The 12217-nt window shown below is 67.1% G+C and carries 9 protein-coding genes; 2 read left to right on the forward strand and 7 right to left on the reverse strand.

Annotation, left to right across the window (positions count from 1 at the left end; genetic code table 11):
- Positions 1–20 precede the first annotated feature (20 nt).
- From ACT9TC_RS05490 to ACT9TC_RS05505, 4 genes are all read right to left on the reverse strand, one after another.
- On the reverse strand, positions 21–647 hold the full coding sequence (locus ACT9TC_RS05490) for a thymidine kinase (RefSeq protein ID WP_458042398.1): 627 nt from the start codon (positions 645–647) through the stop codon (positions 21–23).
- A gap of 34 nt (positions 648–681) precedes the next feature.
- Positions 682–2160, reverse strand: coding sequence for a malate:quinone oxidoreductase (locus ACT9TC_RS05495; protein ID WP_458042399.1), 1479 nt, complete (start codon positions 2158–2160; stop codon positions 682–684).
- Positions 2161–2250: 90 nt separating this feature from the next.
- Complete coding sequence (locus ACT9TC_RS05500; protein ID WP_458042400.1) at positions 2251–3321, reverse strand: aspartate-semialdehyde dehydrogenase; 1071 nt, start codon at positions 3319–3321, stop codon at positions 2251–2253.
- Between the two features lie 228 nt (positions 3322–3549).
- The gene (locus ACT9TC_RS05505) at positions 3550–4836 is read right to left on the reverse strand and encodes an aspartate kinase (RefSeq protein ID WP_458042401.1); all 1287 of its coding nucleotides are present in this window, start codon (positions 4834–4836) and stop codon (positions 3550–3552) included.
- 90 nt (positions 4837–4926) lie between these two features.
- On the opposite strand from ACT9TC_RS05505, the gene ACT9TC_RS05510 reads away from it, so the two are divergent.
- Together ACT9TC_RS05510 and ACT9TC_RS05515 are read left to right on the forward strand one after the other, a co-directional pair.
- Entirely contained in the window at positions 4927–6324 is a 1398-nt protein-coding gene (locus tag ACT9TC_RS05510) for a threonine/serine ThrE exporter family protein (RefSeq protein WP_458042402.1), read from the forward strand.
- A 22-nt stretch (positions 6325–6346) separates the two neighbouring features.
- Positions 6347–6838, forward strand: a complete 492-nt coding sequence (locus ACT9TC_RS05515) for a hypothetical protein (RefSeq protein ID WP_458042403.1) — start codon at positions 6347–6349, stop codon at positions 6836–6838.
- A gap of 37 nt (positions 6839–6875) precedes the next feature.
- Here ACT9TC_RS05515 and recR read toward each other — a convergent pair whose 3' ends face one another.
- Genes recR through ACT9TC_RS05530 form a run of 3 tightly spaced genes read right to left on the reverse strand, consistent with a single transcriptional unit; the run spans position 6876 to position 12193 of the window.
- Positions 6876–7469: a recombination mediator RecR gene (gene recR, locus ACT9TC_RS05520; protein ID WP_036297771.1), complete on the reverse strand. Its 594-nt coding sequence runs from the start codon at positions 7467–7469 to the stop codon at positions 6876–6878.
- Positions 7469–9655 carry a DNA polymerase III subunit gamma and tau gene (locus ACT9TC_RS05525; protein ID WP_458042404.1) on the reverse strand — a complete coding sequence of 729 codons (2187 nt, stop codon included), beginning with the start codon at positions 9653–9655 and terminating at the stop codon, positions 7469–7471. The genes recR and ACT9TC_RS05525 overlap by 1 nt, the downstream gene beginning before the upstream one ends.
- Positions 9656–9664: 9 nt before the next feature.
- Entirely contained in the window at positions 9665–12193 is a 2529-nt protein-coding gene (locus ACT9TC_RS05530; protein WP_458042405.1) for a glycoside hydrolase family 65 protein, read from the reverse strand.
- Between the last annotated feature and the right edge of the window lie 24 nt (positions 12194–12217).

A 12217-nucleotide genomic window follows, 5' to 3' on the forward strand; every position in this document is an offset into this window, starting at 1 on the left:
CGGCGCGTCGTCCATTGCCGCTACCTGCTGAGCCGGTCGCCCGACTCCTCTAGATAGCAGGCACCGCAGAGCGATTCGTACGTCACGACATGCTCCGCGCGTTCGCCGGCCTCGTCGATCGCGACCTGGTCGCCGTCGAACACGAACCGACCGTCGATGACCCGCCCGTTGAACACCGCCTTCCGACCGCAGCGGCAGATCGTCTTCAACTCTTCGAGGGTATGGGCGATCTCGAGCAATCGTCGCGAACCGGGGAACGCGGCCGTCAGGAAGTCGGATCGGATGCCGTAGGCGAGAACGGGGATGTCATCGTGTATCGCGATGCGGAACAGGTCGTCGACCTGGCGGGGCGTCAGGAACTGGGCCTCGTCGATCAGGAGGCACGAGACATCCACACCCGTCCCGGCACGCGAGCGCTCGCGCTCCGCACGGAACAGCCCACCCGCATCGGCTTCGGGCTCGATGAGAAAATCGACGGTTCGCGAAACCCCCAGGCGCGACGCGATCTGGTCGTCGGCCTTCGTGTCGATCGCCGGTTTGGCGAGCAGCACCCGCTGGCCGCGCTCTTCGTAGTTGTACGCGGCTTGCAAGAGCGCGGTCGACTTGCCGGAGTTCATCGCGCCATAGCGGAAGTACAGTTTTGCCACGCGCAGAGTCTACGGAAGCTGGGTCGGAGCCAGATCAGACGGCCGTGATGGCGAGCGCCGCCGCGGTCTCTTCGATCGTGACCCGCGCGACATCGGGACGGGTGTTCAGCGTCTCGCCGTAGCTGGGAATCAGCTCGCGAAGCTCCGGTTTCCACTGATCGATGCGGTCGGGGAAGCAGGTCTGCAACAGCCCGAGCATGATGGAGACGGCGGTGGATGCACCCGGCGACGCTCCGAGCAGACCGGCGATCGAACCATCCTTCGCCGCGACGACCTCCGTGCCGAACTGCAGCACGCCGATCTTCTTCGGGTCCTTCTTCATGACCTGAGCGCGCTGGCCGGCGTTCAGCAGCTGCCAGTCCTCGTCCTTTGCCGTCGGCACGAACTCGCGCAGCGAATCCATCTTCTTGCCATGGTTCTTCAGCAGCTCGGCGATCAGGTACTTCAAGAGACCGGGGTTATCGACAGCGACCTTCAGCATCGGCAGCAGATTCGCCGGCCGGATCTGCGTCACCAGATCGAACACGGAACCGTTCTTGAGAAACTTCGGGCTGAACGTCGCGAACGGACCGAACATCAGGGATGCCTCGCCGTCCACGACGCGTGTGTCGAGGTGCGGAACCGACATGGGCGGTGCGCCGACGGATGCCTGGGAGTACACCTTGGCACGGTGCTGGGCGATCAGCTCGGGGTTGGAGGTCTTGAGCCACTGCCCGCCGATCGGAAAGACGCCGTAGCCGGAGATCTCGGGGATACCCGAACGCTGGAGGAGCTTGAGCGCCCACCCGCCCGCACCCACGAAGACGAACTTCGCGTTGATCTCGCCGGGCGTTCGCCCCAACCGGTTGCGGGTCTTGACGAGCCACGTCCCGTCCTTCTGACGCTTCAGATTGCGGACCTCGCGGTCGGTGATGACCTCGACTCCGTCGTCACGCAGATGATCGATCAGCTGGTGGGTGAGCGCACCGAAATCGACGTCCGTGCCCGCGGGAACGCGCGTCGCTGCGAAGGGCTCGTCGCTCTTCCGGCGCTTCTGCATCAACAGCGGTGCCCATTGGTTGATCACGCGAGAGTCTTCGCTGTATTCGATGCCCGCGAACAGGGGCTGCGTTCTGAGAGCCTCGTAGCGGCGGCGCAGGTACTCGACATCCTTCTCGCCGCGCACGAAAGTCATGTGCGGTGTGGCGTTGATGAATGTCTTCGGCTCGCTCAGCACACCGCGCTCGACGAGGTTCGCCCAGAACTGACGGCTCTGCTGGAACTGCTCGTTGATCGAGACGGCCTTGGCGGGGTCGACGGATCCGTCGGACGCCTGCGGCATGTAGTTGAGCTCGCAGAGGGCCGCGTGGCCGGTGCCCGCGTTGTTCCACGCGTTCGAACTTTCGAGCGCGACATCCGAGAGTCGTTCGACCAGAACGATCTTCCAGTCCGGTTCGAGTTGATGCAGGAGGGTGCCCAGGGTGGCGCTCATGATGCCGCCACCGATGAGCACGACGTCGACTGTTTCGCTCACCGGACAAGTCTAGTTCTGTGGGTCCGGACGCTCGGACGTCAGGGCATCGCCGATAGCGAAAAGTCGACGGTTCTTACGCGCCCGACACACTCAGGCGTCGACGCTCAGGCCAGCCGCAATGAGCTCCGCGATCTGGACGGCGTTGAGCGCAGCGCCCTTGCGCAGGTTGTCGTTGCTGATGAAGAGTACGAGCCCGCGTCCCGCGGGAGCCGACTGATCGGCACGGATGCGTCCGACGAAGCTGGGGTCCTTGCCAGCTGCCTGGAGGGGGGTGGGAACCTCTTCGAGCTGCACACCCGGGGCATCCGAGAGCACCTCGCGTGCGCGCGCGGGCGTGATCTCGTTCGCGAATTCGACGTTGATGCTGAGCGAGTGACCCGTGAAGACCGGGACGCGGACGCAGGTGCCCGCGACGCGCAGGTCGGGCAGCTCGAGGATCTTGCGGCTCTCGTTGCGGAGCTTCTTCTCTTCGTCGGTCTCGTTGTCGCCGTCGTCGACCAGGTTGCCGGCGAAGGGGATCACGTCGAACGCGATCGGGGCGATGTACTTCTCCGGCTGCGGGAAGTCGACGGCGGATCCGTCCCGCACGAGCCGCAGGGTGTCGCCCTGTGCGAGCACGCCCTCGACCTGTCCGAGCAGTTCCTCGGCACCGGCGATGCCCGAGCCGCTGACGGCCTGGTAGGTGCTGACGATCAGGCGCTCGAGCCCCGCCTCGGCGTGGAGCGCCTTGAGCACGGGCATCGCAGCCATCGTGGTGCAGTTCGGGTTCGCGATGATGCCCTTGTGCGCCTCGGCGATCGCGTGCGGGTTGACCTCGCTCACGACGAGCGGAACCTCGGGGTCCATGCGCCAGGCACTGGAGTTGTCGATCACGACGGCGCCGGCTTCAGCGAACCGCGGGGCGTGCGCGCGACTTCCGGTCGCACCGGCCGAGAAGAGGGCGACGTCGATGCCCGCGGGGTCCGCAGTCGCGACATCCTCGACCACGATGTTGTGTCCGCCGAACTCGAGCGACGTGCCCGCCGAGCGGGCCGTGGCGAACAGGCGCAGCTCACGAATCGGGAACGAACGCTCGGCGAGAATCTCGAGCATCACCGTGCCCACCTGTCCCGTGGCGCCGACGACGGCGACGGAAAGTCCGGAATCTGAGATGCGGGTCATGATGAAACTTTCTTCGGGGCGTGGATTGGGACGATTCTACCGAGGTGCTTCCGAGGCGTCCTCCCCGGCATGTCCCACTTTCAACTGCTATGGGCCTCGGGACGGAAAAATAGCTGGACATCACGCCCTGCCATGTCCCACTTTGGCTCGCTTTAGGTGCGCTGAAGCGGGCCGAAGTGGGACATACGCCCCAAAAAGTGGGACGCGGTCGCGGAAGGTGCGGGCGGGTCAGCGGCCGGAGCCGGCGTGCACGGTTGCCTCGATCTCGCCGTCGAGCCCGTAGGCGCGGTGCACGACGCGCGCCGCCTCGGCGAGGTCGTCCGCACGGACGACGACCGAGATGCGGATCTCGGAGGTCGAGATCATCTCGATGTTGACTCCGAGTACGCTCAGCGCCTCGAACAGCGTCGCGGAGACGCCCGAGTGGGTACGCATCCCAGCCCCCACCACGGAGAGCTTGCCGATCTGATCGTCGTGTACGAGGCTCTCGAAACCGACGGAGCCCTGCTCCCCGGAGAGGGCCTTGAGCGCGAGCGAGGCATCCGCCTTGGGCAGCGTGAACGAGATGTCGGCGCGGCCCGTCGCCGCAGCGGAGACGTTCTGCACGATCATGTCGACGTTCGCGCCGGACTTGGCGACGATCTTGAAGATCTCGGCCGCCTTGCCGGGCACATCGGGAACCCCGATGACCGTGATCTTGGCCTGGCCGAGGTCGGTCGCGACACCCGCGACGATGGGTTCTTCCATGCCATCTCCTTGCTGCTGCAGCGCCGCGTGGCGCTTCTCGTCGAGCACATAGGTGCCCTCGGACGATGAGAACGTCGATCGTGCGTGGATGAGCACGCCATGCCGACGCGCGTACTCGACGGCGCGGATGTACAGCACCTTTGCACCGTTGGCCGCGAGTTCCAGCATCTCTTCCGTCGTGACGGTGTTGAGCTTGCGTGCGCGGGGAACGATGCGCGGGTCCGCCGTGAAGATGCCGTCGACGTCACTGTAGATCTCGCACACGTCCGCCTTCAGCGCCGCAGCGAGGGCGACCGCGGTCGTGTCGGAACCTCCGCGGCCGAGGGTCGTAATGTCACGGGTATCGCGGTTGAAGCCCTGGAAACCGGCGACGATGACGATCGCTCCCTCGTCGAGGGCCTCGCGCAGACGCACGGGAGTGACATCGACGATGCGAGCGGCGCCGTGCGTGGCATCCGTGATCATTCCCGCCTGGCTGCCCGTGAACGATCGCGCCTCGAAGCCCATCGAGTGGATCGCCATGGCGAGCAGCGCCATCGAGATGCGCTCACCGCTCGAGAGCAGCATGTCGAGTTCGCGCGGTGCGGGAATCGGCGCGACCTGCGAGGCGAGGTCCAGAAGCTCATCGGTGGTGTCGCCCATCGCGCTGACCGCGACAACCACGTCGTCGCCGGCACGCCGCGCATCGACGATGCGTTTGGCGACGCGCTTGATGCTCTCTGCGTCCGCGACGGACGAGCCACCGTACTTCTGCACGATCAGCGCCACGATGAAACTCCCGGGGATGAGGAGCGCTCGGATGCCGCGCCCGACGAACTATCTTACGGATGCTCCGACCGCTACTACGATCGATAGGCCATGCGCCAGTATCTTCGCCGACTCCTGCCCTCGCTCGGCGGGCTCATCCGAGGCGAGGTTCCCGCCGACACCGCGACCGAAGCGATTCCCGTAATCGACGATGCGATGGCCGTCGGGATCCTTGACCTCGCCGTGCGAATCGGACAGACGATGCTGGCGACGGGCGCTTCGGCGAGCGACGTCACCGCGACGATCGTTCGAGTGAGCGCGGCCTACGGACTCAGCCCGGTGCATGTCGACGTGACCTATAACTCCATCACCGCCTCGCACCACCGCAGTGGCGCGCCCCGTCCCTTCACTCTGCTTCGGGTCGTGCGTCAGACGGCGCCCGACCACGACAAGCTCCGGCGCCTGCACTCCCTGGTCGCCGAGATCGCACTCGGACTCGAACTCGCGGACGCGCGAACCCTGCTGCGCGAGATCCGACGCTCGCCCTTCCGCTACGGTCCCGGAGTCGTCATCATCGCCCAGGCCGCTCTGGCCGTGGGTGTCGCGGTGATGTTCGGAGCGGGCCCACTCACCGTTGCTGTGGCGTTCTTCGCTGCGGGGGCCGCCGCGGTCACGCAGGCCCTGCTTTCGCGCGCCGCGGTTCCGTACTTCTTCAGTCAGATCGCCGCCGCTCTCGTGCTTACTCTCGTCGCCGCGCTCACTCCTCTCCTGGCGATGACCTCGATACCCGGCGGCGACAGCGTCCGGCCCTCGGTGATCGTCGCCTCCGGGGTCGTGCTGATGCTGGCCGGGCTCACCGTCGTCGGCGCCGCACAGGACGCGATCGACGGTTTCGCGCTGACCGCGACCGGCCGCATCCTCGAGCTCATGACCCAGACGCTCGGCGTCGTGCTCGGGATCCTCGCGGGACTGCAGACTGCGCGTGTGCTCGGCTACGCGATGGAACCGCCGAGCGCCGCACTACCGCTCGGACCCGTACCGCTTCAGTTCGCGGGCGCCGCGCTGATCGCCATCGCGGTCGCCGTCTTCAACGGAGCGGGACTGCGGATCGTCGTGGTCAGCGCCGTTCTGAGCGTCGTGGCTTGGCTGGGCTTCCTCGCGGCCTCCGGCGTCGGTCTCGAGATCGCGGCGGCCAGCGGTGTCGGCGCGTTCGCGGGCAGCTTCGTCGGCGTCCTCGCCGCCTATCGCCTGCACGTACCCGCGGTCGCCATCACCACTGCGGCGATCCTGCCGATGGTGCCCGGGGCAGCAGTCTTCCGCGGTCTGCTCGGCATCGTGGAGTCCGGCGACGATCCGCAGATCATGCTCGAGGGTTTCGGCACTCTGGCCGCGGCGGGAGTGATCGGCGTGAGCCTCGCCGTCGGCGCCTCCCTGGGGATTTACCTCGGGCAGCCGGTGCGCGCCTCCCTCGGCGGCGTCGTTCGCGCCCGCGCTCGGCTGCGCCGTTAGGGCAGCGCGCTAAAGTGCGGGCATGACTCTCGATGACCTCGGCTGGAACGAGTTCAATCTCGGCATCCTCGGAGCGACCGCGGCTCTGGCCGGCCTCGTGATCGTGGCGGCGAGCGTCAACATCGCAGAGATCGTGAAATCGCGCTCTCTGACTGCGCGCCTGGCCGCCGGAATCGCGACGCTCGTGCTCGCAATCACGGCTTCCGCTTTGGCCCTGTTCCCGGAGATCACCTTTGTCGCCTATGGGGCCGCGGTGCTCGTTTCGGCGCTGATCGCGATGGTGTTCAACGCGCACGCGGCGCGTGCGATCACCCAGGACACCGATCCGCAGAACCGCTTCAAGGTGCCGCGTGCCGCCATCAACTTCCTGCCCGCCGCGATCTACGCCGTGGGATCGGCAATGCTGATCGCGGGCGAGCCGGCAGGGCTCGTTGTGGTAGCCGTCGGGGCCATCGTCGCGATCCCGGTCGCATTGCTGATCTCGTGGATCGTGCTCGTCGAAGTCCTCCGCTGAACCGGATACCTTGGGAGGAACCCGCGGGCCGTTCCCGCTACAGGGTCCGTCGACCCTCGAACGCACGACCGAGGGTGACCTCGTCGGCATATTCGAGATCGCCGCCGACCGGCAGGCCCGAGGCCAGACGCGAGACGCGCAGCTGCAGCGTCAGCAGGAGCCGACTCAGGTAGGTCGCGGTTGCTTCACCCTCGAGGTTCGGGTTCGTCGCGAGGATGACTTCCTGCACGGTACCGTCGGCGAGACGCGTCATCAGTTCGGTGACACGCAGATCGTCGGGGCCCACGCCATCGATCGGGCTGATCGCCCCGCCGAGGACGTGGTAAAGCCCGCGGAACTCGCGCGTACGCTCGATGGCCGCGACATCCTTCGCGTCTTCGACGACACAGATGACCTGGGGATTGCGCCGCGGGTCACGACAGATGCTGCAGCGGTCCTGCTCGGACACGTTGCCGCAGACTTCGCAGAAACGGACGCGCTCGCGCACATCGGCCAAAAGCGTCGCGAGCCGCTTCACGTCGAACGATGGCGTCTGCAGGATATGGAAGGCGATGCGCTGAGCAGACTTCGGTCCGATGCCCGGCAGACGACCGAACTCGTCGATCAGGTCTTGAACAATTCCGTCGTACATCAGCTGAACCTCGTGGGCTGTTCGAAGCGTTCCTCGCGTACGAAGGTCGCGCCGAGAACCTGGCGGACGACCGCCTCGCCGTAGCGGTCGGAGCCGCGCGTTGCGGCTGCGGGCGTCGCGCGCGCCGGGGCGGGAGTGGTCTGCGCCGAGCCCGGGCCGAGCACATCGACGTCGGGCTCGTCGGGCATCGGCGGCTCGTCGACACTCAGCACCTGTCCCTCACGCTCGGGCACAGTCCGCCCGGCGAGCGCCGGCGACGCCACCGCCTCTTCGGGTTCATCATCGACGGCGAGCTGTGCGGGGGCGCGTAGCGTGCCGAGCGCGACGGGCGGCTCATCCGCTGTTCGCGGTATCGCGGCGACCGCCCACTCCGTCACCGGTGCCGGAGTCGGAGTGGCAGCCAAGCGAGACCCCGAAACCGGCGCTGAATCTGCTGCTTCGGGACGTTGCGCGGCCGACCCGGGAGCGCGGGCGACCCATCCTGCGGGCGGCTGATCGTCCGGCGGCGAGTCATCGGGCGGACCGTCGTCCGGGGGCGGCGGCTCGTCCGCGGGCGGGGCAGGGTCGGGGCCATCGAGGCGGGCGAGAAACTTTACCCGCACGCCCAGGACCCGGTCGATCGCGGTCCGCAGGTCCTCGCTGGCGTTGGCAGCGACGCCGCGCTGGCGGAACTTCTGCACATCGCTCTGGCTCTGGAAGGTCACCGTGAGCACGTCACCCTCGTAGGCGTGGACGCGGGCATTGCTCGCCACAAGCCATGAGGTGCGACTGATGTCCTCGAGTGTCGAAAGGACCTCGGGCCAGGCGTCGCGGAGCATAGCTACCGTCACGGGTCCGGTCGGGCGAGGGCGGGCCGGTTCCGCAGCCGACGGCTCGGGTGCGGTCGGCGTAGCTGGCGCAGGCTCGGTGGGCGCTGCGGCAGCCGGCACAGCTACGGACACTGCTGGCGCCGGCGATGCCGCTGCAGAAGGTGCCGGCGCAGAAGGTGCCGGCGCAGATTGCGAAGACGCTGCCGGCGCCACCGACGGCGGCGCGCCGGAGCCGGACGTCGACCCGGCCGCGGGCGCCACTTCTGATGCGAGCACGCGCGCGATCATCAGCTCGAGCTGCAGACGCGGAGACGTCGCGCCCGTCATGTCGTCGAGCGTGCGGCTGACCAGGTCAGCGACGCGGGACAGACGTTCGCCGCCGAAGATACGGGCCTGTCGACCCATCCGCTCGAGTTCGTCCACAGGCACACCCCGCAGCACGGCTGACGCTGCGGGACCCGTTGCCTCGACAACGATCAGGTCGCGCAGACGCTCGAGCAGATCATCGACGAAGCGCCGCGGATCCTGGCCGGTCTGCACAACTCGGTCGACGGCACCGAACGCCGCTGCGGGGTCGGGGTCAGCGAGCGCCTCGACGACCTCGTCCAACAACTCCGCGTGGGTGTAGCCGAGCAGGGAAACGGCACGTTCGTACCGGACCGTTGCGGAGCCGGACTCTGCCGAGATGTCCGAACCCGCAATCAGCTGGTCAAGCAGCGACAGGGTGTCACGGGGCGACCCGCCACCGGCACGGACGACGAGGGGCAGCACACCCGGTTCAACCTGCACACCCTCTTGAGCCGAAAGCTCTTGGACGTACTCGAGCATCGGGCCGGGCGGCACGAGCCGGAACGGATAGTGATGGGTGCGGGAGCGGATAGTGCCGAGCACCTTGTCGGGCTCGGTCGTGGCGAAGATGAACTTGACGTGATCGGGCGGCTCCTCGACCAGCTTCAGCAGCGCGTTGAAGCCCTGCTGCGTGACCATGTGAGCCTCGTCGAGGATGAAGATCTTGAAGCGGTCGCGCGCCGGGGCGAAGATCGCTCGCTCACGCAGGTCGCGCGCGTCATCGACACCGTTGTGGGATGCCGCGTCGATCTCGACGACGTCGAGCGAGCCCCCGCCGGCGCGGGAGAGCTCGACGCAGCTCGGGCACACACCGCACGGCGTATCGGTCGGCCCCTCGGCGCAGTTGAGGCAGCGCGCGAGAACACGGGCCGATGTCGTCTTGCCGCAGCCGCGCGGACCCGAGAACAGGTATGCGTGGCCGACCCGGTCGTTGCGCAGTGCCGTCATCAGCGGGTCGGTGACCTGCGCCTGACCGATCATCTGCCCGAATGTCTCGGGTCGATAGCGGCGGTACAGGGCGGCGGTCACGCCCCCAGCCTACGGCGTGGCTGCGACATCCGATCCGCCTACCGTGATCGGACCCGTGAGCGTCGGAATCGTGGTCGAGACGGTGGGCACCGAGGCCGAGAGCAGCGTGCCGTCTTCGCGTCGGATGTCCTCGAACTGCTGGATCGTCGGGCGCCCCGAGCGCACGGGCCCCTGGTCGGCGAGCTCCACCGAGAGCTCCTCCCCCGGCGCGATGACGTACTCACGCCCACGGACCGAGAACGCGATGGGATCGCCCTCTCCCTCTTCCAGACTGAGCGCCATGGCGTCGCGCGTGAGCGTGATGTTCAGGTGGGCGTCGTGCCAGCGCAGCGTATACGAAAGCTCCGGCCACGACTCGGGCAGGCGCGGGTCGAAGGACAGCTCACCGTAGTGATCGCGCATACCACCGAAGCCGCAGACGAGCGCGGTCCACACCCCACCGGCGGATGCCACGTGCACACCATCGGCCGCGTTGTGGTGCAAGTCGCCGAGGTCGACGAATATCGATTGCTCGAAGTACTCCAGCGCCAGGTCCTGGTACCCGACCTCGGCCGCGAGGATCGCCTGCACGACGGCCGAGAGCGTGGAGTCGCCGGTCGTCAGCGGGTCGTAGTACTGGAAGTCGGCCAGCTTCTCTTCAGCCGAGAAATGATTGCCCTGCAGAAACAGCGCGAGCACGACATCGGCCTGCTTGAGTACCTGGAAGCGGTAGATCACGAGCGGGTGGAAGTGCAGCAAGAGCGGGCGACGATCCGCGGGGGTGTTCTCGAGATCCCAGACCTCACGCTCCAGGAACAGAGAATCCTGAGGGTGGATGCCGAGGGCGGGGCTGAACGGGATGTGCATAGCCTCGGCCGCGAGGTCCCAGCCCTCCGCCTCGAGTGGGTCGAGACCGAGGCGGTCGACCATGAGACGGTAGGCGTCGGGAGCGTCCTGCTCCATCTCGCGCACCGTGCGCGCAGCGAAGCGCAGGTTGAACCGCGCCATCACATTGGTGAAGAGATTGTCGTTGACGACGGTCGTGTATTCGTCCGGACCGGTGACCCCGTGGATGTGGAACGTCGCGTCACCCTCACCCTCACGCCAGAAGCCGAGCGTTGTCCACAGCCGTGCGGTCTCTACCGCGATGTCGATGCCCTCGCGGTAGAGGAAGTCGACGTCGCCCGTGCCGCGCACGTACTTCGCCAGCGCATATGTCACGTCGGCATTGATGTGGTACTGCGCCGTGCCGGCGGCGTAGTACGCGGATGCCTCTTCGCCGTTGATCGTCCGCCACGGGAACAGCGCGCCGGCCTCATTGAGCTGGAAGGCGCGGCGACGCGCAGCCGGGAGCATGAGCGCGCGCATCCGCAGTGCATTGCGTGCCCAGAGCGGCGAGGTGTAGGTCAGGAACGGCAGGACGTAGATCTCGGTGTCCCAGAAGTAGTGCCCGCTGTATCCGGATCCCGTGACGCCCTTGGCGGGAACACCCTGACCGTCCGCGCGGGACGCTGCCTGCGCGAGTTGGAACAGACACCAACGCGTCGCCTGCTGCAGGTCGTCATGGCCCCCGATGCGCACATCGGACCGCTTCCAGAAGGCATCCATCCACTCGCGCTGACGGGTGTAGATCGTCTCTACGCCCTCGAACTCGGCGCGATCGAGCGTGCGGCGGCAGCGATCGACGAGCTCACGAGCCGGAACCCCGCGCGACGAGTGATACGAGACGAGCTTTGTCACCGTGATCGGCACGCCCTGCTTCGCCTGCACCCGGAAGACGTTCTTGGCGATGTCGGGCTCGATGAGCGTCCGCGCCTCGTAGTCGTTCTCCGTCTCGATGAGGTGGTCGGCCGAGACCGCGACCGTCATGCCCGACTCGTTGACCTGGTAGCTGAGGGTCGAACGATGGCCCTCTTGCCAGTACTCCTGCGGCAGCAGCACGCGCTCGGCGCCGATCCGCTCCGCTTTGCGAGGGTCGAAACCCGCCGCCTTCGCACGCTTGGCCGAACCGCCGTAGACGTCCTCGCCGTCCTGCCGGTTGATCAGCTGGCAGGAAATGGTCACGGGCGCGTCGGCGTTCAAGACCGTCACGGTCAGTCGCATCACCGCCAGGTGCTTCTCGTCGAAGGACACGATGCGGTCGAAGTCGACCTGCACCTGTTTGCCCGACGGCGTGCACCACACGACGTGGCGACGGAGCAGCCCCTCCTGGAAGTCCAGGACACGCTCGTACTCGCGGACGTCCGCGACATCGAGCGAGAGCGGCTCGTCATCTATGTAGACGCGCATCACCTTGGCGTCGGGGGCGTTGACGATCGTCTGGCCGACCTCGGCAAAGCCGTACGCCTGCTCGGCGTGCCGGATCGGCCAGGTCTCGTGCAGCCCGTTGATGAAAGTGCCGTGCTCGTGAGCGCGGCGTCCCTCGGGTTGGTTGCCGCGCAGTCCCAGATACCCGTTCCCGACCGCGAAGAGCGTCTCGGTGACGCCCGTGTCCTCTTCCGAGTACGAGGTCTCGATGAGGCGCCACGGGTCGACGGGAAACCGATCGCGATCGATCATGACGGGGAGTGCTCCTTAGCGCCG

This window comes from Microbacterium sp. HM-570 (assembly GCF_054165885.1).